This is a genomic window from Pseudomonas sp. CCI4.2, from assembly GCF_034350045.1.
Lineage (GTDB): Bacteria > Pseudomonadota > Gammaproteobacteria > Pseudomonadales > Pseudomonadaceae > Aquipseudomonas.
Genome location: NZ_CP133781.1, coordinates 5,217,609 through 5,240,521, shown reverse-complemented (window position 1 = coordinate 5,240,521; position 22,913 = coordinate 5,217,609). Strand labels below are relative to the sequence as shown.

At 56.6% G+C, this 22,913-nt stretch carries 22 protein-coding genes; 10 read left to right on the top strand and 12 right to left on the bottom strand.

Features of this window, described 5'->3' with window-relative positions; all coding sequences use genetic code 11:
- Positions 1 to 26: 26 nt before the first annotated feature.
- The 6 genes from RHM65_RS23805 to minC form a co-directional block, all read right to left on the bottom strand.
- Entirely contained in the window at positions 27 to 2,183 is a 2,157-nt protein-coding gene (locus RHM65_RS23805; protein ID WP_322168235.1) for a mechanosensitive ion channel domain-containing protein, read from the bottom strand.
- Positions 2,184 to 2,240: 57 nt separating this feature from the next.
- Entirely contained in the window at positions 2,241 to 3,530 is a 1,290-nt protein-coding gene (locus RHM65_RS23800; RefSeq protein WP_322168236.1) for a M18 family aminopeptidase, read from the bottom strand.
- 171 nt (positions 3,531 to 3,701) lie between these two features.
- Positions 3,702 to 4,337 (bottom strand): RluA family pseudouridine synthase, encoded by a 636-nt coding sequence (locus RHM65_RS23795; protein ID WP_322168237.1) that lies wholly within the window; start codon positions 4,335 to 4,337, stop codon positions 3,702 to 3,704.
- Positions 4,338 to 4,432: 95 nt separating this feature from the next.
- The gene (minE, locus tag RHM65_RS23790) at positions 4,433 to 4,687 is read right to left on the bottom strand and encodes a cell division topological specificity factor MinE (RefSeq protein WP_322168238.1); all 255 of its coding nucleotides are present in this window, start codon (positions 4,685 to 4,687) and stop codon (positions 4,433 to 4,435) included.
- The gene (gene minD / locus RHM65_RS23785; RefSeq protein ID WP_322168239.1) at positions 4,684 to 5,499 is read right to left on the bottom strand and encodes a septum site-determining protein MinD; all 816 of its coding nucleotides are present in this window, start codon (positions 5,497 to 5,499) and stop codon (positions 4,684 to 4,686) included. Before minD ends, minE begins: the two co-directional genes overlap by 4 nt.
- Positions 5,500 to 5,700: 201 nt before the next feature.
- On the bottom strand, positions 5,701 to 6,441 hold the full coding sequence (gene minC / locus RHM65_RS23780; RefSeq protein ID WP_322168240.1) for a septum site-determining protein MinC: 741 nt from the start codon (positions 6,439 to 6,441) through the stop codon (positions 5,701 to 5,703).
- 118 nt (positions 6,442 to 6,559) lie between these two features.
- On the opposite strand from minC, the gene RHM65_RS23775 reads away from it, so the two are divergent.
- Together RHM65_RS23775 and RHM65_RS23770 are read left to right on the top strand one after the other, a co-directional pair.
- Complete coding sequence (locus RHM65_RS23775; RefSeq protein ID WP_322168241.1) at positions 6,560 to 7,507, top strand: lipid A biosynthesis lauroyl acyltransferase; 948 nt, start codon at positions 6,560 to 6,562, stop codon at positions 7,505 to 7,507.
- 10 nt (positions 7,508 to 7,517) lie between these two features.
- Positions 7,518 to 8,738, top strand: coding sequence for a patatin-like phospholipase family protein (locus RHM65_RS23770; protein ID WP_322168242.1), 1,221 nt, complete (start codon positions 7,518 to 7,520; stop codon positions 8,736 to 8,738).
- Between the two features lie 153 nt (positions 8,739 to 8,891).
- On the opposite strand, the gene RHM65_RS23765 is transcribed toward RHM65_RS23770, so the two are convergent.
- A complete protein-coding gene (locus tag RHM65_RS23765) occupies positions 8,892 to 9,746 on the bottom strand; it encodes a pirin family protein (RefSeq protein WP_322168243.1) in 855 nt (284 codons plus the stop codon).
- A 234-nt stretch (positions 9,747 to 9,980) separates the two neighbouring features.
- Between RHM65_RS23765 and RHM65_RS23760 the strand changes: the two genes are divergently transcribed.
- On the top strand, positions 9,981 to 10,382 hold the full coding sequence (locus tag RHM65_RS23760; protein ID WP_322168244.1) for a DUF805 domain-containing protein: 402 nt from the start codon (positions 9,981 to 9,983) through the stop codon (positions 10,380 to 10,382).
- 335 nt (positions 10,383 to 10,717) lie between these two features.
- Here RHM65_RS23760 and RHM65_RS23755 read toward each other — a convergent pair whose 3' ends face one another.
- From RHM65_RS23755 to RHM65_RS23745, 3 genes are all read right to left on the bottom strand, one after another.
- A complete protein-coding gene (locus RHM65_RS23755; RefSeq protein ID WP_322168245.1) occupies positions 10,718 to 11,521 on the bottom strand; it encodes a VacJ family lipoprotein in 804 nt (267 codons plus the stop codon).
- On the bottom strand, positions 11,514 to 12,812 hold the full coding sequence (locus tag RHM65_RS23750; RefSeq protein ID WP_322168246.1) for a serine/threonine protein kinase: 1,299 nt from the start codon (positions 12,810 to 12,812) through the stop codon (positions 11,514 to 11,516). The genes RHM65_RS23755 and RHM65_RS23750 overlap by 8 nt, the downstream gene beginning before the upstream one ends.
- A gap of 148 nt (positions 12,813 to 12,960) precedes the next feature.
- Positions 12,961 to 13,953: an IS5 family transposase gene (locus RHM65_RS23745; RefSeq protein ID WP_322165339.1), complete on the bottom strand. Its 993-nt coding sequence runs from the start codon at positions 13,951 to 13,953 to the stop codon at positions 12,961 to 12,963.
- 296 nt (positions 13,954 to 14,249) lie between these two features.
- Between RHM65_RS23745 and RHM65_RS23740 the strand changes: the two genes are divergently transcribed.
- Positions 14,250 to 14,624 carry a hypothetical protein gene (locus RHM65_RS23740; protein WP_322168247.1) on the top strand — a complete coding sequence of 125 codons (375 nt, stop codon included), beginning with the start codon at positions 14,250 to 14,252 and terminating at the stop codon, positions 14,622 to 14,624.
- 744 nt (positions 14,625 to 15,368) lie between these two features.
- Here the strand turns inward: RHM65_RS23740 and RHM65_RS23735 are convergent.
- Positions 15,369 to 16,922 (bottom strand): glycosyl hydrolase family 17 protein, encoded by a 1,554-nt coding sequence (locus RHM65_RS23735; RefSeq protein WP_322168248.1) that lies wholly within the window; start codon positions 16,920 to 16,922, stop codon positions 15,369 to 15,371.
- A 379-nt stretch (positions 16,923 to 17,301) separates the two neighbouring features.
- Between RHM65_RS23735 and RHM65_RS23730 the strand changes: the two genes are divergently transcribed.
- The 3 genes from RHM65_RS23730 (at position 17,302) to RHM65_RS23720 (ending at position 20,371) form a co-directional block, all read left to right on the top strand.
- Complete coding sequence (locus RHM65_RS23730; RefSeq protein ID WP_322168249.1) at positions 17,302 to 18,156, top strand: glycine betaine ABC transporter substrate-binding protein; 855 nt, start codon at positions 17,302 to 17,304, stop codon at positions 18,154 to 18,156.
- Between the two features lie 248 nt (positions 18,157 to 18,404).
- Positions 18,405 to 18,716 (top strand): DUF485 domain-containing protein, encoded by a 312-nt coding sequence (locus tag RHM65_RS23725; RefSeq protein ID WP_322168250.1) that lies wholly within the window; start codon positions 18,405 to 18,407, stop codon positions 18,714 to 18,716.
- On the top strand, positions 18,713 to 20,371 hold the full coding sequence (locus RHM65_RS23720) for a cation acetate symporter (protein ID WP_322168251.1): 1,659 nt from the start codon (positions 18,713 to 18,715) through the stop codon (positions 20,369 to 20,371). Before RHM65_RS23725 ends, RHM65_RS23720 begins: the two co-directional genes overlap by 4 nt.
- Positions 20,372 to 20,456: 85 nt before the next feature.
- On the opposite strand, the gene RHM65_RS23715 is transcribed toward RHM65_RS23720, so the two are convergent.
- Positions 20,457 to 20,615 carry a DUF3309 family protein gene (locus RHM65_RS23715; protein ID WP_322168252.1) on the bottom strand — a complete coding sequence of 53 codons (159 nt, stop codon included), beginning with the start codon at positions 20,613 to 20,615 and terminating at the stop codon, positions 20,457 to 20,459.
- Positions 20,616 to 20,766: 151 nt separating this feature from the next.
- Between RHM65_RS23715 and RHM65_RS23710 the strand changes: the two genes are divergently transcribed.
- The 3 genes from RHM65_RS23710 to RHM65_RS23700 all read left to right on the top strand — a co-directional run bounded on the left by RHM65_RS23710 (position 20,767) and on the right by RHM65_RS23700 (position 22,789).
- Positions 20,767 to 21,144: a DUF2784 domain-containing protein gene (locus RHM65_RS23710; protein ID WP_322168253.1), complete on the top strand. Its 378-nt coding sequence runs from the start codon at positions 20,767 to 20,769 to the stop codon at positions 21,142 to 21,144.
- Positions 21,145 to 21,250: 106 nt separating this feature from the next.
- Positions 21,251 to 22,051, top strand: coding sequence for an SDR family oxidoreductase (locus RHM65_RS23705; protein WP_322168254.1), 801 nt, complete (start codon positions 21,251 to 21,253; stop codon positions 22,049 to 22,051).
- Between the two features lie 405 nt (positions 22,052 to 22,456).
- The gene (locus RHM65_RS23700) at positions 22,457 to 22,789 is read left to right on the top strand and encodes a YnfA family protein (protein ID WP_322168255.1); all 333 of its coding nucleotides are present in this window, start codon (positions 22,457 to 22,459) and stop codon (positions 22,787 to 22,789) included.
- Positions 22,790 to 22,913 lie beyond the last annotated feature (124 nt).

Sequence of the window (22,913 nt, the reverse complement as noted above, 5' to 3'; positions counted from 1 at the left end):
CGGCGTCGAAGACGTGGCGGACCCTCCTACAGATTTTCCCCGACCTTGGTCACGCTACCTGCCACTGCATTCACTTGCACACTCAACCTCGGTGTTGCCAGGTCCAGACCCGCCTCATCCAGGTGCCGCTTCAACGACAGGTTGAACGCCCGGGACACTTCCCATTGTTTGATCGGGGCGGTCTTGAAGCGGGCCCGTAATATCGCGCTGCCGGACTCAAAGCTCTCGATGCCTTGAATCTCCAGCGGCGACCAGATGTTGCGGCGCTCCAGCGGGTCGGTGCGCATTTTGTGGCCGACTTCGCGGACTACCTTGATCGCGTCATCAATGTTCATGTTGAACGGGATGGCGATGCGGAAGATCGCGTAACCGAATTCCCGCGAGTAGTTTTTGATGCTTTTGATTTCGCTGAACGGGATGGTGTGGACGATACCGTCGATGTCGCGCAAGCGCACGGTGCGAATGGTCAGCCCCTCGACGGTGCCCATGTGTCCACCGACGTCTACGTAATCATCGATGGCCAATGAGTCTTCGATGATGATGAACAGGCCGGTGATTAAGTCCGCCACCAACGATTGCGCACCGAAGCCGATGGCCAGGCCGATGACACCCGCGCCGGCCAGCAGCGGGGTCACGTTCATGCCCATGTTCGCCAGTGCGACAATCAACGCGATGATGAAAATCGCCACGAACAGCACGTTGCGGATCAGCGGCATCATGGTTTGTGCGCGGGCGTTGGCCAGACCTTTGCGCGAACGGGTCAGCGCGTGATGCACGGCGGTGTCGCTGAGAATCCACACCAGCCAGGCAAACAGCAGCGTCGCGCCGAGGCTGAACAGCTTGACCACGATTTCGTGACCGTCGCCTTCGGCGAAGCGAATCAGCGACATCCCCCATACGCGCAGGCCCAACTCGGTAAACAGCAGCCAAACCGCAAGGTGTGCCAGGGTGTAGATAAAGTTTTTCAGCCGTTCCGAGTACAGCGCATGGCGTTTGTGCCCGTGATGCGGTCGCAACGCATGACGCCGTACCAAACCGTGGATGACCATGCACAGCACCAGCAACACTGTGCAGATGAGCGACTGGCGCAATGCGGTGCTGGTATCTCCGGCCGAGAAAAACGTCGCAAACAACGACACGCCCACCAGCATCAGTGCCGGCACGTACCAATAGGTGCCGAGAATCTCGATGGTGTCGCTCAATGCGCGGCGGGTCAGGCGGCGAGACAGCGGCTGATTACGGATCAAATGGGCAATCGGCCGACGGAATCGCAGGATGAACAGCCCGGTGGAGATCGCCGCCATTACATTGGCAAAGGTGGCGGCGGTATGCGCCAGGTGCTCGCCGAGGCTGGCAACCAGACGAGGGTCACTCAATGCCTCGCCGAAGGCGGCAAAACTGCCGATGGTCCACAGCGGCCGAAACGCCTGATGGCGCAAGATATACAGCGCGCGATGGCGGTGAGGGCCGTCCAGCAAGGAAAAGGCAATCACGCACACCGCTGAAAACAGCGTGCCGACCACCAGCGCGTAGGCCAAGACCATTGCCAGGTCCTTGCCCAGCGAGGAGGGCAGGGAATAGCTCAAGTACACCGTGATGATCAATGCCACCAGCCACGGCCCCAGTTTTCGCAGGGCGAAGCGCAGCATGTCCCAGAGTCGCGGGTGTTGCGGCAGGTCTTCGGACAAGCCGTAACGAACACGCACTCGGTGGCCAAACCAGATCAACCCCGCCGCCAGCAGGCCCCAAATCATCAACACCACGGCGAAGCCGAGAATCACTGGCAACCACTGATCGGCCGGCGGGGTAAGCGCTACCAATTCTTCTCGGGCCAGGGAGAACTCTTCGGACCAGCGACTCGCCGGGCTCTCCTCGCCTGAAAATTGTTTTTCGAAACCGCTGAAGGTGCTGCCGATCAAACCGAGCACGCCTTCCTCGGCGGGGGGTTGGGCTTTTCTGGCGGTGTCGCGAAGCTTTTTCAGGTCATCGAGCAGTTTAGTGCGCTGTTGATCGTTTTCCAGGGTCTTGATCACGTCGTCGAGAGACTGCCCTAACGGCTCCTGCGCCTGCGGTTGGGCCTTTGACGAACCCGCAAGAATGCCCGGCAGGCTCACCGCCTGAGCGGTGGTAAAGGGCAGTAGCCCCACAAGACAGAGCAGCAATAGACGCAAGAAAACAGGCACTGGGCAGAGAACCTCAAAAGCGAAATGACTGTTGCGTAACAAACACAGGGGGTTGCGTTACGGCAAATCATGGCTCGCATAAAACGCGGTAAGCACTTTTACCAGATGCGCCAGGTCATGGCTGCCTGCCAGTTCACGGATCGAGTGCATGGCGAAGGTCGGCAAGCCGATATCGACGGTGCGAACACCCAAATGACTGGCGGTGATCGGGCCGATGGTCGAGCCACAGGCCATGTCGCTGCGCATCACAAAGCTCTGCACCGGGACTTCTTGGGCCATGCATAAATGGCGGAAAAAACCGGCCGTCTCGCTGCTGGTGGCGTAGCGCTGGTTGTTGTTGACCTTGATCACCGGGCCGGCATTGAGTTTCGGGCCGTGATTGCTGTCGTGCTTCTCGGCGTAGTTGGGGTGGATGCCATGGGCATTGTCCGCCGAAACCAGCAGGGATTTTTGAACAGTGCGTACGTAATCTTCGCCGTCAGGCAGCAGGCGCTGAAGAATCTGCTCCAGCATCGGGCCGTCTGCGCCACAGGTAGACGACGAGCCGACTTCCTCGTGGTCCGTGCACACCAGCAAGCAGGTCTCGTCGGTTTCGGCGGTCAACAATGCCTGTAAACCGGCAAAGCACGACAGCAGGTTGTCGAGCCGCGCACCGGCAATAAAATCACCGTGCAGGCCAATAACCGCGGCGCTTTGGGTGTCGTAAAAGCTCAGTTCGTAATCCAGCACCACGTCGGCGTTGAGACCGTGTTCGCGGCCCAGTTGTTCTGTGAGCAAGGCACGGAAGTCTACGCGTTCATCACCGGCGACCTGGGCCAGAATCGGCGGCAACTCGTTTTGGGCATTGATCGCCCAGCCTTCGTTGGCGGTGCGATTCAGGTGGATCGCCAGGCTTGGAATGATCGCAATGGGTAACTGGAAATCGATCAGTTGGCTTTCGACCTTGCCGTCACGGCGGAAGGTCACCCGACCCGCCAGTGACAAGTCGCGGTCGAACCACGGGGCGAGCAATGCGCCGCCATAGACTTCGACGCCCAACTGCCAGAAACCCTGGCGTTGCAACTCAGGCTGTGGCTTGACCCGCAGGCAGGGGCTGTCGGTATGCGCACCGACCAAGCGGATGCCGCCGGCCACGGGCGAAAGACGTCCCAGCTTAAACGCGACAATCGCCGAATCGTTACGAGTAACGTAATACCGGCCACCGGCTTCGGTGGTCCAGGTTTCACGTTCGTCAAGACGCTGATAACCGGCCGCTTCCAGTCGTTGGACAAGACTGGCGGTGGCATGAAAAGGGGTGGGGGAGGCCTTGAGGAAATCGATCAGGCCTTGATTCAACGTTTCGCGCATAAGTGACTCCAGACAGCGATGGCGCGAGTTTACCGTATTGGCCTGCGTCGTGTGGTCACACGGTGGGGTTTTATGGTGTCTGTACTGATGCCTTCGCAGGCAAGCCTGCTCCCACCGGTCGCGGTTAACCCTGTGGGAGCAGGCCTGCGAAGGTCGCGAAACAGTTTCAACTTAAAACGGCGCAGGGCACTCAAAACGCAACCGCTCGCTGGTTTGCGGATGGGTGAAGCTCAGCATGCTGGCGTGCAGGCACAGGCGCGGGAAGGCCGCCAATGCTTGGGGGTGCGCGTACAAACCATCGCCCAACAGGGGATGACCGATGGACAGCATGTGTACCCGCAACTGATGTGAACGGCCGGTAATCGGTGTCAATTCCACGCGGCAGTAATCGCCGCAGCGTTCAAGCACTTTCCAGAACGTCAGCGCGTGTTTGCCGAATTCATGATCAACCACATGCCGGGGTTTGGTCGGTGGGTCGTAACGCAACGGCAAATCGATGCTGCCGCTGTCCAATTCCGGTTGGCCCCAGCACAGCGCGGTGTAAGCCTTTTCCGTTTCACGGTCATGAAACTGCCGCGACAGTTCGCGATGGGTATCCGGGTCCCGTGCCAACAGAATGATGCCCGAGGTTTCCCAATCCAGACGATGGACGATGCGGGCTTCGGGGTAACCGTTTTCCTGCAAGCGAGTAATCAGGCAATCCTTGTTGTCATCGGCACGGCCGGGGACGGAAAGCAGCAGGGTCGGCTTATCGACCACCAGAACGCCGGCGTCCTGATGAATGATGCGGATGTTCGACAACGGCATGTGCAACAAACCTCGAAGCGCTAGAAACGCCAACGGCGGTAGCGCGCACCAACTGAATCAAAGGGTGCGCGCTACCGCCGTGGGCAACTGCTTGATCAACGATCGGGCAGGGTGATATTGAGTTCCAGAATCGAACAGCTGCCCTGGCTTTCCAGGGCGACGTGCACTTGGTCGGACTCGATGTTGACGTACTTGCGAATCACTTCCACCAACTCTTTTTGCAGCGCGGGCAGATAGTCCGGTGTGCTACGTTGGCCGCGTTCATGCGCCACGATGATCTGTAGACGCTCTTTCGCTACCGAAGCAGTGCTTTCTTTTTTACGGTCACGAAAGAAGTCAAAAATATTCATTCACGACCTCCAAAGACCCGCTGGAACCATCCTTTTTTCTGCGCATCGATAAACCGATGAGCCACTTCTTTGCCGAGTAAACGGTCCACGGCATCGCTGTACGCCTGACCGGCGTCGCTCTGGTCATCGAGAATGACCGGAATGCCCTGGTTGGAGGCCTTCAGCACCGCTTGCGACTCAGGAATCACGCCCAGCAAACGAATGGCGAGGATTTCTTCAACGTCTTCAACGCCGAGCATTTCACCTTTGGTGACGCGCTCAGGGTTGTAACGGGTCAGCAGCAAGTGCTCTTTGATCGGGTCTTCGCCTTTCTCGGCACGACGGGACTTGCTAGCCAACAGGCCAAGCATGCGGTCCGAGTCACGTACCGACGACACTTCCGGGTTGGTCACGACAATGGCTTCATCGGCGAAATACATCGCCAGGTGTGCGCCTTTTTCGATGCCCGCCGGGGAATCGCAGACCACGTATTCAAACGTGTCTTTCAATTCCATCAGGATTTTCTCAACACCTTCTTGGGTCAGCGCGTCTTTATCGCGCGTCTGGCTAGCGGCCAACACGTAAAGATTTTCCAGGCGTTTGTCTTTGATCAGGGCCTGGGTCAGTGTCGCTTCGCCGTTTACCACGTTGACGAAGTCGTACACCACGCGGCGTTCACAGCCCATGATCAAATCGAGGTTACGCAAGCCGACGTCGAAGTCGACAATCACTGTTCTGTGGCCGCGCAATGCGAGACCGGTACCGATAGCGGCGCTGGTGGTGGTCTTACCCACACCACCCTTGCCGGATGTAACCACGAGAATCTTGGCCAAGGTGTTTCACCCCTAGAGGAAAAAGGACAGTTAGTCCCTGAAGGGCATCCCTTTGAAACGGCAACCACCGAGCAATGCTGGAAATCGTGAAGCCTGAATCAGGTTTAACGGGCAGATAATCCTGGTTTTTCTCGATTTCCGACGACATTTGCTACGATTTTGCAACGAATCAGAGATGCTTTAAAAAAGCGGCAGTATCCGTTAAAGACGGGTGATGTTCAACACGTCACCGGACAGGCTGACCTGTACCCCGGCACCCCACAGCGGATCTCTGCGCAGGTCTTCGGAAACCTTGTATTGCCCAGCGATGGAAACCAGTTCAGCGCCCAGTTGCTGGCAAAAAATGCGTGCTTTGGTGTCACCCTTGATTCCGGCCAGCGCTCTTCCGCGCATTGGGCCATACACATGGATGTTGCCATCGGCCAGAAGTTCCGCGCCGGGACTGACCGAGGCGATGACCACCAGGTCGCAGCCCTGAGCGTAAATCTGCTGGCCGCCGCGCACGGGCGAGGTAATGATCTTGGTCGGTTTGATCGTCGGCTCAGGCGGTTTTTCCGGTTTTTTCTTCGCCGCTTCACCGTCCGCAGGCTCTAGCTGGCGCTCCCGTGCGCCTGACGGTGGCAGTACCGGCAGATCGATGGCAATTGCCGCGGCGATGTCTTCAATGCGATTGGCGCGAATCGCCAAGGTGCGCAAGCCGTGTTGACGGCAGACGCGCATCAGGCCGGGCAAGTCCACTGCGCCTTCACCGGCCGGTAGCTTGTCCAGCGCCAGCACCAGCGGCGTATTGCTGAAAAAATTGGGGGCCAGGGCGACCTTTGCCGCCAGTTGGCGATCAAGGGCTTCGAGGTTGTTTCGGGCCAGCTCAAGCACCGTGATGGCAAGCATGCTGCCCTTCAACTGGAACACTGGATCCTGGTCTTGCAATTCGATTTGGCTCATGGTCGGCATAAAGCAGCTTGTCGCTAAAAGTGCCGAGACTTATAACGAGAACGCCCGCAGGCCGCAAGCCAAGCTGAACAATGTAGAATGCGCGGCCACTGTCTTGACGGAAGCTTTAATGGACCGCCCGCGATTTCGAGCTCACTTTCTTCATCCACGCTTTTGGCCGCTTTGGGCGGGCCTGGGCTTGCTCTGGCTGGTCGTTCAGTTACCCTTTCGAGTGCTTGTGGCAATTGGCCGGGTGCTGGGGCTGGTGATGTACCGGTTTGCCGACGACCGTCGACGCATTGCCGGGCGCAACCTCGAGTTGTGTTTTGCGCACCTTTCATCCGACGAACGTAAGCATCTACTCAAAGAAAATTTCGCCTCCACCGGCGTCGCTTTCTTCGAAATGGCCATGAGTTGGTGGTGGTCCCCTCAACGATTGGCCAAGCTGGCGCACATCGAAGGTCTGCAGCACCTCAAGCAAGCGCAGTTGGACGGTCAGGGCGTGATCCTCATGGCGTTGCATTTCACCACGCTTGAAATCGGCGCGGCGTTGTTAGGCCAGAAGCACACCATCGATGGCATGTACCGCGAGCACGACAACCCGCTGTTTGATTACATCCAGCGCCGTGGTCGTGAGCGCCACAACCTTGATTCCCTCGCGGTAGAGCGCGAAGACGTGCGCGGCATGTTCAAAGTCCTGCGCGCTGGGCACGCCATCTGGTATGCACCGGATCAGGACTACGGCGCCAAACAAAGTGTGTTTGTGCCGTTCTTTGGCATTCCGGCGGCGACGGTCACGGCCACCAGCAAGTTCGCCAAACTGGGCCGCGCGCGGGTAATTCCGTTTACTCAGCAGCGTCTGGACGACGGCAGCGGTTATCGGCTGGTGATTCACCCGCCGTTTAGCAATTTCCCCGGCGAAAGTGACGAGGTCGATTGTTTGCGGATCAACCAGTTTGTCGAGCGCGCGGTACTTGAGTGTCCGGCCCAATACCTGTGGGCCCATCGACGCTTTAAAAGCCGACCACCGGGGGAGCCGAAGCTGTATAAGAGGCGGGATCTTCAAAAGAAAGGTTAATCAATAAAAAATGCCGACCGCCGCCGCAGAACAAATCATCACCCACACTGGCGAGTTAGTCGGTGGCGTTGCTGTCAGTAGCGCGGCAGAGCCCATCACCGGGCTCATCCTTTCGGGCGGCGGCGCGCGGGCGGCCTATCAGGTTGGTGTCCTTGCCGGAATCGCCGAGTTGCTGCCTGCGGGCGCACCCAATCCCTTTCCGGTGATCGTGGGCACGTCGGCAGGCGCCATTAACGCGGTCAAACTGGCGAGCGGCGCGGCACATTTCTGTACCGCGATTCATCAACTGGTCGACTTTTGGCAAGGCTTTCGCAGCCATCAAGTGCTGCGCAGCGATTGGGCTGGAGTGATTCGGCAGGCCGGTCGCTTCGTCGGTCACAGCTTGTTAGGCGTGGGTTCGCAAGTTCCGGTGGCGTTGCTTAACAGCTCGCCGCTGCGTGATCTACTCAGCTCGCGGCTGGACCTTGACGGGATTGATCGCGCCATTGCCGCCAAGCATTTGCGCGCCGTGGCAGTGACCGCTTTCGGTTACGAGTCGGGGCAGGCGGTGACGTTTTATCAGGGCAAAGGCACGATTGATTCGTGGCTGCGTCATCGCCGGATCGGCTTGCCGACCCAATTGACGGTGGATCACCTGCTCGCCAGTTCCGCGATTCCTCTGCTGTTTGCACCGGTCAAAATCGAGCAGGAATTTTTTGGCGACGGTGCCGTGCGGCAATCCGCGCCGATCAGTCCGGCGCTGCACTTGGGGGCCAATCGGGTATTGGTGGTGGGGGTCAGCGGCAATCCGCGTGGCGTTGAAACCAATAATCCGCTGCAACGGGTGATGGTCGGCGCGCAACCGACCCTTGCGCAGATCGGCGGGCACATGCTCAACAGCACGTTCATCGACAGTCTCGAAAGTGATATCGAGCTGCTGGAGCGGCTTAACATGTTGAGCCATATGTTGCCGGGAGAACAGCCGGTACGCACCCTGGGCCTGGCGCCGGTGGAGGTGTTGGTAATCTCGCCGAGTCAGCCCATTGATGAGATCGCCGCCCGTCATCGCCATGAACTCCCTCCCGCGCTGAGGATGTTTCTGCGCGGGCCTGGCGCGACAAAAACCAGTGGCGCCGGGGTGCTCAGTTATTTGCTATTCGAGGCGGGTTATTGCAGCGAATTGATCGAACTGGGCCGCCGCGATGCCCTGGCTCAGAGTGATCAACTGAAGCAATTTTTGCGGTTGGGGTGAGGCTTCGCCGGTACCTGCGAAACCTGTGCAGCCTGTGAGAGCGAATTTATTCGGGAAGCGGGCGGCGCGGTCTGTCTGAAAGACCGCGTTGTTGCATTCGCGAATGAATTTGCTCCCACAGAGTCTGCACAGAATCCATATTTTTTGAGCGAATTAAGCCGTCAGCTTGTCATCGCGAAAATCCCGCAATGCCTGTTCGATCTCTTCCCGGGTGTTCATCACAAACGGACCGTACTGCACGATAGGCTCACGCAGCGGCTTGCCGGCAATCAACAACACCTTCGCACCCGACGCACTGTGCAGCTGCACAGCGCCGTCCTCGGACAATCTGGCCATCCGACCGGCACCAATCGCTTGCGGCTGGCCCGCCAGCTCAACAGTGCCTTCATACACGTATAGAAACACCCGGTGGCCTTTCGGTATGTGTGGACTGACGCCGGTGCCTGCAGGCAGGTGCAGGTCGAAATAAAACGGCTCAGTGTCCGGCCGTTGCACCGCACCGGCCTGTTGCACCTGACCGTCGTCGAAGGTACCGGCCATCACCGTCACAGTGACGCCCGCTTCAGTGGTCAACCTGGGCACGTTTTCCGGCTGTATATCCTGGTAGCTCGCAGGGCCAAGCTTGGTCTTGCCGGGCAAATTGACCCACAGCTGAAAACCACGCATCGTGCCTTCTTCCTGTTCCGGCATCTCGCTGTGGATAATCCCGCGCGCGGCGGTCATCCACTGTACGCCACCGCCTTGCAGCAGCCCGACGTTGCCCATGTGGTCTTCATGGCGCATACGGCCTTCGATCATGTAGGTCACAGTTTCAAAGCCACGGTGCGGGTGCGACGGGAAGCCGGCGATGTAGTCGTCCGGTGTGTCCGAGCCAAATTCATCCAGCATCAGAAACGGATCAAACAACTCCGCGCTCTGCCCGCCGAACACCCGGGTCAACTTTACGCCAGCACCGTCGCAAGTCTGCTGGCCGGTATGAATTGCCAACACGTTGCGAAATTGAGTCATTGCGGCAACTCCTGATCAAGTGGGAATGGCCGCCATGCTATGCCGAACGGGCTGATCAATGGATGGGTTTTTTGCGGGGTGTCGATCGGATTTGTCGATGGGTTGGATTGTTGATGCAGTGTCTTACGGTTGGTGTTGGATATTCCTACGCATAATTGGGGAGGAGTCTGGCATACAGAAAAATTGATTTCTTTATATTGCGTGCCCTGAGTTCTTACTTAAGGTATGTGATGGATGGCTATGTTTTTTGATGTGATTTTCAACTGTACAGACTTTAGTGGGCGCGCACGTCGTAAGGAGTATTGGATTTATACGCTGTGGACGCTGCTGGTGGGTGTGCCGTTATTTATCGTTGATGTCAACTTGGACTTGTATAATCGGGATTTCGGTTTTGGTCCAATTTCCGGCATCTGGTTTCTCCTGCTTTTCTTGCCAACTACGGCAGTGACGATTAGACGCCTGCACGACAGTGACCGAAGCGGTTGGTTATTCCTGGTCTCTCTGGTTCCGATTGCGGGCCCTCTCATAATGCTAGGGTTTATGTGTACCCCCGGGACTGTCGGAGAGAATAAATACGGGGAAGATCCGTTGATAGAGGGTGATGGTGATGCAGGTAAGTCGGTGCAACCGCGCTAGTTATATAGCCGTTTGCGTCTGATACATGAATGAATTCTGTCCCACGGATTATGGCGATGCACACATTTCTGTAGGAGCTGCCGAAGGCTGCGATTGGTATGAGCCCACCTCAATCTCGGTGGGAGCGAACTTGTTCGCGAAGAAGCTGATAAAAGAATTCGGCCCCACGCAGCCTGTACGGTTGGCATGCGATTCTGCATTGGGATGCAGTCTCTGTAGGAGCCAACGTGTTGGCGATCATGCAAACGATGCGGTACCTCTGGGATACCGCAGTGCTGCCCTCGCCAACAAGTAGGCGCCTACAGAAAGGGTGCGAAGAAGTTATCCACAGGCTGTTACTCAGCTATCTGCAACTTGCGCGCTTCGGTGTACACATAACGCACTTTCTCGTATTCGAACGGCGAGTTCAGCGATCCGTAACGGAAGGTGGTGATGTAGCGCTTGTCGATGGCGCGCAGTAGGTAGATTTCCGGGTGGTTTTCACTGACCTGTGACACGTTCAGGAAGTTGATCTGCGATTCGGCGGTGAAGTCAAACACCAGGCCACCGGTGTCACGCAAGTTCGATGGGCCTAGCAGTGGCAGTACCAGGTACGGGCCATCCGGGACGCCATAGAAGCCCAAAGTCTGACCGAAGTCTTCGCTTTGGCGGGGCAGGCCCATCGACGTGGCAGGGTCCCACAGCCCGGCAACCCCGAGGGTGGTGTTGAGCAGCAGGCGTCCGGTGGTTTGCAGCGAGCGCTTGCCCTTGAATTGGAACAGGCTGTTCAGCAAGTTGGAAATGTCACCCAAGTTGCCGAAGAAATTGCTCACGCCGGTGCGTAAGAAGCTTGGGGTGACGTATTTATAGCCATTCACCACCGGCAGGAACACCCACTCATCAAAGCGATAATTGAAGTGGTAAACCCGACGGTTCCACGACTCGATGGGGTCGTACACGTTGAGTGCGTTTAAGGTGGCGCGCTCAAACTCGCGCTGGTCCAAACCAGGGTTGAACTTGAGTGATTTCAACGGCTCGGTAAAACCGTCCGGGTCAGAAGCTCTGGCAACCGTCGCAGGGTGCGCGGCCGGAGTGACATCTGCCGCATGAGCAACGCCTGCGCAGAGCAGGGCAGCGATTAACAAAAGACGTTTAGCCACGGAAGAACTCCAGCATGGCGTCGCTGTTGACGCGGTAATTAAGGTTGCCGCAATGGCCGCCGTACGGGTAAAGGGTCAAACGGTCGCCGAAGGTCTTGCGCAAGAAACCGAGGTCGCCAGCACCCAGAATCAAGTCGTCAGCATTGGACATGACCGCTATTTTCGGGCTGTTGTGCAGGTAATCCTTGAGGGCATAGAGGCTCACTTGATTCACCAGTTGCAACAAGCTGCCGCCGTCGGTCCGAGCGCGCCACATTGGGATCACCTGGTTGGTCAGGTAGCAGTCGAAATCACATTGCAGCGCACGCTTGAGAAACGGCGTCAGGCTGGTGCCTTCGGTGATCGGGTACTTGGGCGGCGTAATCAGCCCGCGACGGTTGATCAGGTCAGAGGTGAAGGCGATGTCGGCTGCCGAGAAGCGAAACGAGGTGCCGATCAGCATTGCCATCTGTTCATTGGTCAAATGCTGCTTGGATTGCTGGAAGTCGAACAGCAACGCGTCGTTAAGGTCGATGTAGCCTTTCTGTTTGAAGTAACGGGTCAGCTTGCCCAGTACCAGTTCATAGAACGTGGTGCTGTTGTTGATGCCTTTGACTTCGGTCTGCACCAGTTTGTCGAGGTTGCTGATCGAGGTGTAAAGGTTCACGGGCGGGTTGAGCAGCAGCACGCGCTTGAAGTTGAAGCTGTGACGGGTTTCATCCAAGTGGCTGACGAACGCCGCGTCCAGCGCGCCCAGGCTGTAACCGGTCAGGTAGTAATCGGTGACCTGCAAGTCCGACTGTTGCGCGCGGACCGCTTGCATGACCCGGTACAGGTCCTCGGCGTCATCTGCGGTTACCCCTGGGGTCGCGAATCGTGAGGCGGCGCTCATAAAGTCGTAACTGGTTGGCGACGACAACTGCACGACGTTATAGCCAGCGCCGTAATACAGCTTCTTCAGGAATTCGTTGATGGTGCTGGTGTAAGGCGCGCCCGTGCCCGCGATCAAAAAAATCAGGGGGGCAGGGTGGTTTTGTTTCGCCAAGCGGTAACGCAATTTTTTTACTGCCCAGAAGTTATCCGGCAGGGTGAATTCACGCTCAGGACGCAGGTTGAGCGTGTAGTCCGACTGATTGATGTCTGCATCGGCCGGAAGTTTCGGCTGCAGGTCCAGTGGGGTTGAGGCGATTGTCGCTTCAAACGGGTTCGTCAAAGGGTAGCCATAGGTGGCAGGGTCGATATCGACCGCCAAGGCAGACGCACTTAAAACGAGGCCACCTATAAAGGCAGCGAAGCGCTGATAACGGGGCATGACGAAATCCCTTAGGGAAGGTCTGAAATAAGACCTTCTTTTTCTGGCAAATCGGGCGTCAAGCGCTCCGAAAGAAAGTACTTCACTGAAATTTCGAAAATATCGGCTTTTATTGATGAATAAGCCGGTTTTAAGCACTTATTAACCCTTAATTTCCATACTGCGGACGCACCTGTCCTATAGGCTCCATCAAATGTCGGCGCGCCATCCACAGATTCGACAGTGCAAACAGTGTCACCAACTGCGCCGTGTTCTTTACCAACCCGCGAAACCGCACCTTGGTGTAACCAAACTGGCGCTTGATCACCCGAAACGGGTGCTCAACCTTGGCCCGAGTTTGCGATTTGGCGTATTCAATCTTGCGCAACGCACGGCCAATGACGCTTTTTTCTCCATGTTTGCGGCGGCTGCTGGGCCTGGCGGAGATCGACCAGATCATCTCGCGCCCCTCATGTTCAAGCCGCTTTTCTACGCCGGTGTAGCCCGCGTCGCCACAGAGATGGGTCTCTTCGCCGTGCAGCAACTGATCGACTTGAGTGACGTCCGCGACATTGGCTGCCGTGCCCACCACGCTGTGCGTCAGACCCGTATCAGCGTCTACTCCGATGTGCGCTTTCATCCCGAAAAAATATTGATTACCTTTCTTGGTCTGATGCATTTCGGGGTCGCGTTTACCCTCTTTATTCTTGGTCGACGTCGGCGCATGAATGATCGTGGCATCAACAATTGTGCCCTGACGAAGCATCAAACCTCGGTCTCCCAGGTAGCCATTAATGACCTCCAGGATTCCCCCGGCAAGATGGTTTTTCTCCAGCAGGCGACGGAAGTTGAGAATCGTGGTTTCGTCGGGAATGCGTTCCAGATTCAACCCCGCGAACTGGCGCAGAATCGTGGTCTCATAAAGAGACTCTTCCATTGCTGGATCGCTATAGCCGAACCAGTTCTGCATCAGGTGCACACGCAACATGGCCATCAAGGGATACGCCGGGCGGCCCCCTTCGCCTTTTGGATAATGCGGCTCGATCAAAGCGATCAACCCCTTCCAGGGGACGACCTTGTCCATCTCGCTCAGGAAAATCTCACGGCGGGTTCGCTTACGTTTACCGGCGTACTCGGCATCGGCGAAAGAAATTTGCTTCATGGGGGGCAACCGCTCGGCTCATGTGATGGGGGACATTTCACCAGATTTGAAAACCTTTTTCAGAGTTTCCTTAGGAAAGTGCAGGATGAGATACGCAGGCTATGACCACGGGTGTAGTGCCAAAGTGCCGCACTTGCAAGGAAACGCCCAATAAATAAGTCGCGACGATACACGGTCCCCCCGTGCGATAAACAGTACGCGTGGTCTTAAACTTGATTCAGTGTCTTGCATACCGGCGTTGGGCGATTATGCTGGGCGCCGTTTGGCGTTCGTTCGTTGGTTTTCTGGAGTACTGCATGTCCCGCCGTTTGCCGCTGATTGTGCTGCTTATTGTTCTGCCACTGTGGTTTGCCGCTAGCTATGGCGTGCGTTTTTCGTTGATGGAAGATGCGCGCTGGGTGGGTATTTGCGCCAATGAGGCGTTGGATTGGCAGTGCCAGGCGCGGTCCAGTATCGGGCTGATGATCCACTTTGGCACCATGGGCTGGGCGACGCTGATTATTTCGATCATCGCGTTCTGCGTGCCGGGTCGTGCGGGCTGGGCGTTGGCGGTGCTGGCGATGCTGTGTGGCATTCCAGCGCTGGTGCTCTACAGTGCCGGCCTTGCGGTATTCGGGGTGGTGATTGCGGGGCTGCGGTTGGTTCGGGCCGGTCGAACCAATCCTCGGTAGGAGCATCGCCCGAGAAACCGGTGGGAGCAGGCTTGCCTGCGAAGAGGCCCGTCATCGCGCCGCTGATGTCGACCTGAAACCTGGGTTGCCTGCAATGACGCTTTCGTTGGCACGCCATCTCCCACAGAAGCTTCGGCAGGCACGGACCGGTAGGCACTGAATATCTGATCGCTGCCATCGGCAGCGCCCGCAAAAATTCTCAAACCCCAGACAGCACTGAGGGGAGCCTGGGCTCCCCTCTAATCGTATTGCGTGCTCTATTTTTATTATTCTAGGGCGGCCTGTTATTGTTTTTGGCGACCAATCCCTTACTGCTGTTCGTGTGATCCCCATTCAGGATCAAGAGCAAACGTATTTTTTTGAGCGCTGTCCTGCTTTCATCACTTGCGTGATCCAACCAGTTCGGGAGCTACCTGACGGTAGTTTTATTGTTCTCTGCCCGGTTGTGGGATCGAAATCCCAATAAAGCATTTCCACTCCAAAAAAATCTGTTAGCTACGCCTCTGTCCGTGTTGTTCTTGTTATGTCAGAGCCGATACGTATTGTTTTTATTGGGTGCTGCTGCGTTTCTTGTTTTTGTTATGCAGTAAAGATAGCAGAACCCGTGCCAACTTTATAAATTCCTTATAAATCAAAAGCTTGAAAAATTCAGATCAAAAGAGCCAACGAACAAAATCAGATTTTGTTTCCGTGTTACCCGCTTAAGCACCGGCCGTTGTGGGGCCGGTAACACAATTTTCACACTCAGCGGTTACGCACACCTAGGCAGCGCCAGAGTGCGGCAGTGGTGAGCAGGCTAACCAGCGCCCAGCCCCAGGCTTGCTGGCTGAGTAACCCTTCCTGATATAACTGCGGGGCGATACCGGCACCGACGATAAAGGTCAGCAAGGCGATTTCTCTGCGCGGCACCGCCACCGGCCGGAACAAGTAGAACATCGCCGGAAGTAACAACGCTGGCGTTGGAAAGCTGCGGTAACGGGCGTCGAACACCAGTCCCAGCATCGTGACGGCGGCGACGAAACCGGTGGCGGCTACCCACCAACCGGCCCGGGTTTGGAACCACATAAACGCCCGTGCGCGCCATCCGTCTTTTGCCGACAGCGCCAACGCCGCGTGGGCCAGTACCACCAGGTTCAGGCCGACCAATGCCGCCGCCCAGACCCACTCGCCAGTGAAGCGTGAGGTGACCCGCGCCAATTCACCCCAGGTGCCGATAGAGCAGGCACCCAGCGCCGCCAATAATGGCAAGACCAGCGCCGAGCGGGTGGTCGATACACGTCCGGCCAGCGCCAGGGTCAAGACGAACAATAGGCCGCTGACCGACAGCCAGAACGGCCAGTACGCCAGGTTCGACACCGGACCGTCGAGCACGCCTTTTTCCTGGCGATCCGCATCGAACAAACCCCAATAACCACCGACTGCGCCTTCAGACGCCCGCTTCCAGGGTTGGTCGAAGGCTTCGATCAAGTTGTAATGCCAGCCCATCTGTTCAGCCATCGCGACGAAGCCGCGAATAAAGCGCGCTTCGTTAACCCGGCTTGGCACGGCGGCTTCACGTTGGCGGCCTTCGCTGGGCCAGCCGGTTTCACCAATCATGATGTCTTTGGGCGCGTAGTGTTTAGCGAAGGTCTCACGGATCTGCGCCACGTTCTTTAGCGCATCATCGATGCCGCTGGGGTTATCGTCCCAGTAAGGCAGCAGGTGGATGGTCACGAAATCCACCACCGGCGCCACTTCGGGGTATTGCAGCCAGAGGGCCCAAACGTCGGCGTAGGTCACCGGCTGCTTGATCTTGCTTTTGACCTCAAGGATAAGTTTGACCAGTTGCGCCCCGGTCACTTCCTTACGCAGCAACACTTCGTTACCCACGATCACCGACGTCACCACATCCGGGTTGGCATTGGCCGAAGCGATCAAGGCGTTGATCTCCTTCGCCGTGTCCACTGGATTGGCGTTGACCCAAGCGCCGATCATCAGCTTCAGGCCATGTTTACGTGCCAACGCGGGGATGTCTTCGAGGCCCGTCATTGAGTAGGTACGAACGCATTGGAAGTCTTTGGCCAGCAGCGCAAGGTCGGCGTCCATCCGCTCCGGGCGCGGCGTGAACGGCTGATCGAAAGGCGATTGGTCTTTATCAAACGGGGTGTAAGACGCGCACTGCAATTTATGCGTAGGAGTGGCGGCGTCTGGCAGGATTACCGGCTTGCCCAGGCCATACCAAAAGACACACAGGGCAATCACGGCGAGGACGCAGGCGAATAGATAAGGTGCAACGGGAAAACGTGAAATGGCAGGCATGATCGGGCCGAAATGGGGCGAAGGCCGGCATGGTACCTGTATTTATCCTGGGGCTGGCGAGACCTAGGCAATTGACGAAAGAGGGTCAATGGGAAAAGACATGCAAGGTTCGAGCGGACCCGGTCATTTATTTGCGTCGGTTTGTCGTTAGTAGCATCGTGATGTCGTTTCTCGCTGTCTTGAGGTCGCTGACAGAGCAGGAAGGTTCCCATCGCAGGTTGATTATCAGGGCGCCAGCACACTGCTACTCTCGCGAGCGGTGAACGGGTGAAGCGTGAAGGGGCGGCAGCGCTCCAAAACCGGGCATGAACAGCGGTCCCTTAAAAAAACGTTAAAGATGCCCGACACTCGTCGGGTGCAGCATTTTGGGGAAGTAACGATGAAGATGCGACTAATCCTTGGCGCAGGTGCTGCTCTGGCACTGGCGATCAGTTCCACGCTGGCCCTTGCAGACGCAAAACCCGAACTGTCGATCGGTTATGTTGACGGCTGGTCTGACAGCGTTGCAACCACTAACGTAGCCGCCCAAGTGATCGAGCAGAAGCTCGGTTACCCTGTCAAACTCCAGGCTGTTGCGACCGGGATCATGTGGCAAGGTGTTGCGACCGGTAAGCTTGACGCCATGCTCTCCGCTTGGCTGCCCGTGACCCACGGCGAATACTGGACCAAGAACAAAGACTTGGTGGTCGACTACGGTCCTAACTTCAAGGATGCAAAAATTGGCCTGATCGTGCCTGATTACGTGACCGCCAACAGCATTGCCGACTTGAAAACAGACACCAGCTTCAAAAATAAAATCGTCGGGATCGACGCCGGTTCAGGCGTGATGCTCAAAACCGATCAAGCAATCAAAGACTATGACCTGACCGGCTACAAACTACAGGCCAGCTCTGGCGCCGCGATGATTTCCGAGCTGACCCGTGCGGAAAACAAGCATGAATCCATCGCCGTAACCGGTTGGGTTCCGCATTGGATGTTCGCCAAGTGGAAGTTGAAGTTCCTGGAAGATCCAAAGGGCGTTTATGGCGCCGCCGAGACGGTTGACAGCATCGGTAGCCTGGGCCTTGAGAAGAAAGCACCTGAAGTGGTCGCTTTCCTGAAAAAATTCCAATGGGCTTCCAAAGATGAAATTGGAGAAGTCATGCTCGCTATTCAAGACGGCGCCAAGCCTGAACAAGCTGCCAAGGACTGGGTTGCCAAGCACCCAGACCGTGTTGCTGCGTGGACCAAGTAATCGACTGCAACGTGTCTAGTTAGCACCTTTCAAGGCCATCTGACGTTATCGTCAGGTGGCCTTTTGCTTTCATTCTGAAATTCCTCGCGTCAATCCCCTTCGCTTATCTTCCCAGACACTACGCTAAGTACAGGCGCTGACGACGTTCACGACAACTGCCTTTCTACTACTAAAGTCGTCTGGAGTGCGGGCTAGAGCACATTCAAAGTGCAATGCGTTACATCTCATCTGTGCTGAGGATAAAAATAATGAATGACAGCATTTACCTCTCGATTCAAAAAAGTCCGCTTTTCAAAGAGCTGGTTTCGAAAAGAGAACGTTTCGCCTGGATACTCTCGGCGATCATGCTTGGGCTATACGCCGCCTTCATCTTTCTGATTGCTTATGGACCGCATGTACTCGGGGCAAAAATAAGCCCTGGCTCATCGATCACCTGGGGAATTCCCATCGGAGTGGGCCTGATACTTTCAGCGTTCATCCTGACCGGGATCTATATTTACCGTGCCAACGGTGAATTTGACGACCTGAACAAAGCAATTCTAAAGGAGGCTCAGCAATGATCCGGCGTCTACTAGCGGCCCTTGGCCTGGCAGTATTCGCACCGAGCCTGTGGGCGGCCGAGGCCATCTCCGGACCTGTGCAAAAACAACCCTTAAACGTATCGGCGATCGTTATGTTCGTCCTGTTCGTGGGTATCACCCTTTGCATTACTTACTGGGCGTCCAAGCGCACTAAGTCGGCAGCGGATTACTACTCAGCGGGCGGCAAAATCACCGGTTTGCAAAACGGCCTGGCGATTGCTGGCGACTACATGTCGGCGGCGTCCTTCCTGGGTATTTCCGCGTTGGTGTACACCTCCGGCTATGACGGCTTGATCTACTCGATCGGCTTCCTGGTGGGTTGGCCGATCATTCTGTTCCTGATCGCCGAACGCCTGCGTAACCTGGGCAAATACACCTTTGCTGATGTGGCGTCCTATCGCCTCAAGCAAAAAGAAATCCGCACCCTGTCCGCCTGCGGTTCGCTGGTGGTCGTGGCGTTCTACTTGATCGCGCAGATGGTTGGCGCTGGCAAGCTGATCCAGCTGCTGTTCGGTCTCGACTACTACGTAGCGGTGATCCTGGTCGGTATTCTGATGTGCATGTACGTACTCTTCGGCGGTATGTTGGCCACCACGTGGGTACAGATCATCAAGGCCGTGCTGCTGCTGTCTGGCGCAACGTTCATGGCGATCATGGTCATGAAACACGTCAACTTCGACTTCAACACCCTGTTCTCCGAGGCGGTCAAAGTTCACCCTAAAGGTGACGCGATCATGAGCCCAGGTGGACTGGTGAAAGATCCAGTCTCGGCGTTCTCGCTGGGCTTGGCATTGATGTTCGGTACCGCTGGCCTGCCACATGTGCTGATGCGCTTCTTCACCGTGAGCGACGCTAAAGAAGCGCGTAAATCGGTGCTCTACGCAACAGGCTTCATCGGTTACTTCTACATCCTGACCTTCATCATCGGCTTCGGCGCGATCCTGCTGGTTAGCACCAACCCAGTCTTCAAGGACGCTGCAGGCGCTCTGTTGGGTGGTAACAACATGGCCGCGATCCACTTGGCCGATGCGGTCGGTGGCAGCTTGTTCCTGGGCTTCATCTCGGCAGTGGCATTCGCCACTATCCTGGCAGTGGTTGCGGGTCTGACCCTGGCCGGTGCGTCGGCGGTGTCCCATGACCTGTATGCCAGCGTGATCAAAGAAGGCAAGGCGAACGAAAAGGATGAGATTCGGGTTTCCAAGATCACTACGCTGGTGTTGGCAGTCGTAGCGATCGGCCTGGGCATTCTCTTCGAAAACCAGAACATCGCGTTCATGGTTGGCCTGGCATTCTCCATCGCGGCAAGCTGTAACTTCCCGGTACTGCTGCTCTCCATGTACTGGAAAAACCTGACCACCCGTGGCGCCATGATCGGCGGCTGGATGGGCTTGATAACAGCGGTTGGCCTGATGATCCTCGGCCCAACCATCTGGGTGCAGATCCTGCACCACGCTACACCGATCTTCCCGTACGAATACCCGGCGCTGTTCTCCATCGCCGTGGCCTTCATCGGTATCTGGTTCTTCTCGATTACTGATAAATCGAAAGCAGCAGAGGGCGAACGTGCCTTGTTCCTCCCACAGTTTGTGCGCTCGCAGACTGGCCTGGGTGCAACCGGTGCGGTGGCTCACTAACACGCATTAAAGCCGCTACGAAAAAAGCAGCCCTAGGGCTGCTTTTTTTGTGCTTTCAATTCATCCTGGTTCTGACTCCGCAAGCTTAGATCCTGCCGAGCAAGACCAATATCAATAGGATGACCAGAACCGTACCGATGATGCCCGATGGCCCATATCCCCAGCTTCTGGAGTGTGGGAATACAGGCAGGCCGCCAACTAGCAGGAGGATCAGGATGATGATAAGAATAGTGCCGATGCCCATGATGAGTTCCTTCTTTTCTTTATGGATGGCTTCTACAGGTCGCACGCTGGACGCTTAATGCGTAAAGCATGTACTGCGTGACTATTCCGACTGTCGTCGTTTTATAAAAGTTCGTAGCACCTGAAGTAAAAACGTTAGAAGAGGGTGAAATATGCTTTATCGTCTGGCGGCAGACGCGGTAGTGGTTCTGCACCTTTTGTTCATTGCCTTTGTGGTGATCGGTGGGGTGCTGACTATTCGCTGGCGCTGGTTGATGGCATTACACCTTCCGGCGGTAGTGTGGGGCGCGGTTGTTGAATTCTTTCACCTGTATTGCCCGCTGACCCCTCTGGAAAATGCGTTGCGGTTACGGGCCGGTGAGCAGGGCTATAACGGCGACTTCATTGAGCATTACCTGATTCCACTGATCTACCCGGTAGGGCTCACGCCGCAGACTCAGTTATGGCTGGGCGCGGTCGTGGTGGTGATCAATGCAGCGGTTTATGTCGGGCTGTTAAGCGCCTGCCTGTCTCGGCGCAAAGCCTTATAACCCGTGGGTTTGCCCTTGGCATTCAGCATTCTGATGGTAGGGCGCGGCGGCGATAACCTTCGCTACACTGCGGCTCAACTTCCCCAGAATAACAAGGCAGTTCCCTATGCAAAATCGCATGATGATCACTGGCGCCGGGTCGGGTCTGGGCCGTGAAATCGCGTTGCGCTGGGCCCGCGAAGGCTGGCAATTGGCGTTGTCGGATGTCAGCGAGCCCGGCCTGCAAGAAACCCTGAAATTAGTGCGCGAGGCGGGTGGTGATGGGTTTGTTCAGCGCTGTGACGTGCGCGATTACAGCCAATTGACCGCCTTTGCTCAAGCCTGTGAAGAGAAGTTTGGCGGCATTGACGTCATCGTCAACAACGCCGGTGTGGCGTCTGGCGGGTTCTTTGCGGAGCTGTCGCTGGAAGATTGGGATTGGCAGATTGCAATCAACCTGATGGGCGTGGTCAAGGGCTGTAAGGCGTTCTTGCCGCTGCTGGAGTTGAGCAAAGGCAAAATCATCAACATCGCGTCTATGGCAGCGTTGATGCAAGGTCCGGCCATGAGCAACTACAACGTAGCCAAGGCCGGAGTCGTGGCGTTGTCGGAAAGCCTGCTGATCGAGTTGCGGCATCAGGACGTGAGTGTCCACGTGGTATGCCCGTCGTTTTTCCAGACCAATTTACTTGACTCGTTCCGTGGCCCGACCCCCGCGATGAAAACCCAAGTGGGCAAACTGCTGGAAAGCTCACCGATCAGTGCCAGCGATATTGCGGACTACATCTTCGAACAAGTAGCCAAAGGCGAGTTCATGATCCTGCCCCACGAACAAGGGCGCATGGCGTGGCAGCTGAAGCAGAAAAACCCACAGTTGATGTACAACGAAATGGCTTCGATGTCAGACAAAATGCGCGCGAAGTTGTAAAGCGGCGCTTAAGGACCCACGCCGCTGCACATCCCGTAGGAGTAGGCTTGCCTGGAAGAGGCCCGTCATCGCGTTTCGGATGTCGACTTGAAACCCAGGTAGCCTGCAATGATGCCTTCGTTGGCAGCCAACTCACACAGGGGTCTTCGGCAGGTCTGGAAGAGTAGGCACCGAACATTCATTACAGCCTTCGGCGACTCCTACAAAAGTGTGCATTGCCCGAGAAAACGGTGGGACCGAATTTATTCGGGAAGCAAACGACGCGGTTTTTCTGAAGCTCCTCGCCGTTGCCTTCCCGATATAGGTCCTGCACAGGCTGCACAGTGCATACGAAATCGCGCATTCCTTGCTCTGCCGTGCCCATCTCGCTAGGGTTACCGCCACTCATTCCTGCGAGTTCTCGCCGTGCTCAATTACCTTTGGTTTTTCCTCGCCGCGCTGTTCGAGATCGCCGGCTGCTATGCGTTCTGGATGTGGCTGCGGCTTGGCAAAAGTGTTTTGTGGGTTATTCCGGCGCTGGTCAGCTTGACGCTATTTGCCTTGCTGCTGACCCGGGTCGAGGCGACGTATGCCGGTCGGGCCTACGCTGCTTATGGCGGAATCTATATCGTTGCGTCGATTGGCTGGCTGGGGTTGATAGAGCGCATTCGGCCTCTCACGTCCGATTGGCTGGGCGCGGCGCTGTGTGTAATCGGCGCCGGCATCATCCTGTTCGGTCCGCGATTCTCACAATCGTAGGCGACCAAACCCGGCAGCACATGCGGACTTTTCCCATACCTTTACCTCAAAATAGGGCAATTCCGTAGGAACGGTCTGGCGCTGCCGAAGGGCGTTACTGATTTGCTTCTGACGGATTGAAGGG

Excerpts from the sequence above, each read along its gene's own strand:
- RHM65_RS23710 (WP_322168253.1), top strand. The coding sequence starts at position 20,767 with ATGCTTTATCGTCTGGCGGCAGACGCGGTAGTGGTTCTGCACCTTTTG.
- RHM65_RS23750 (WP_322168246.1), bottom strand. The coding sequence starts at position 12,812 with ATGCCCCGTTATCAGCGCTTCGCTGCCTTTATAGGTGGCCTCGTTTTA.
- RHM65_RS23800 (WP_322168236.1), bottom strand. The coding sequence starts at position 3,530 with ATGCGCGAAACGTTGAATCAAGGCCTGATCGATTTCCTCAAGGCCTCC.
- RHM65_RS23720 (WP_322168251.1), top strand. The coding sequence starts at position 18,713 with ATGATCCGGCGTCTACTAGCGGCCCTTGGCCTGGCAGTATTCGCACCG.
- RHM65_RS23730 (WP_322168249.1), top strand. The coding sequence starts at position 17,302 with ATGAAGATGCGACTAATCCTTGGCGCAGGTGCTGCTCTGGCACTGGCG.
- RHM65_RS23745 (WP_322165339.1), bottom strand. The coding sequence starts at position 13,953 with ATGAAGCAAATTTCTTTCGCCGATGCCGAGTACGCCGGTAAACGTAAG.
- RHM65_RS23795 (WP_322168237.1), bottom strand. The coding sequence starts at position 4,337 with ATGCCGTTGTCGAACATCCGCATCATTCATCAGGACGCCGGCGTTCTG.
- RHM65_RS23705 (WP_322168254.1), top strand. The coding sequence starts at position 21,251 with ATGCAAAATCGCATGATGATCACTGGCGCCGGGTCGGGTCTGGGCCGT.
- RHM65_RS23765 (WP_322168243.1), bottom strand. The coding sequence starts at position 9,746 with ATGACTCAATTTCGCAACGTGTTGGCAATTCATACCGGCCAGCAGACT.
- RHM65_RS23775 (WP_322168241.1), top strand. The coding sequence starts at position 6,560 with ATGGACCGCCCGCGATTTCGAGCTCACTTTCTTCATCCACGCTTTTGG.
- minE (WP_322168238.1), bottom strand. The coding sequence starts at position 4,687 with ATGAATATTTTTGACTTCTTTCGTGACCGTAAAAAAGAAAGCACTGCT.
- RHM65_RS23715 (WP_322168252.1), bottom strand. The coding sequence starts at position 20,615 with ATGGGCATCGGCACTATTCTTATCATCATCCTGATCCTCCTGCTAGTT.
- RHM65_RS23770 (WP_322168242.1), top strand. The coding sequence starts at position 7,518 with ATGCCGACCGCCGCCGCAGAACAAATCATCACCCACACTGGCGAGTTA.
- RHM65_RS23725 (WP_322168250.1), top strand. The coding sequence starts at position 18,405 with ATGAATGACAGCATTTACCTCTCGATTCAAAAAAGTCCGCTTTTCAAA.
- RHM65_RS23760 (WP_322168244.1), top strand. The coding sequence starts at position 9,981 with ATGGCTATGTTTTTTGATGTGATTTTCAACTGTACAGACTTTAGTGGG.
- minC (WP_322168240.1), bottom strand. The coding sequence starts at position 6,441 with ATGAGCCAAATCGAATTGCAAGACCAGGATCCAGTGTTCCAGTTGAAG.
- RHM65_RS23740 (WP_322168247.1), top strand. The coding sequence starts at position 14,250 with ATGTCCCGCCGTTTGCCGCTGATTGTGCTGCTTATTGTTCTGCCACTG.
- RHM65_RS23735 (WP_322168248.1), bottom strand. The coding sequence starts at position 16,922 with ATGCCTGCCATTTCACGTTTTCCCGTTGCACCTTATCTATTCGCCTGC.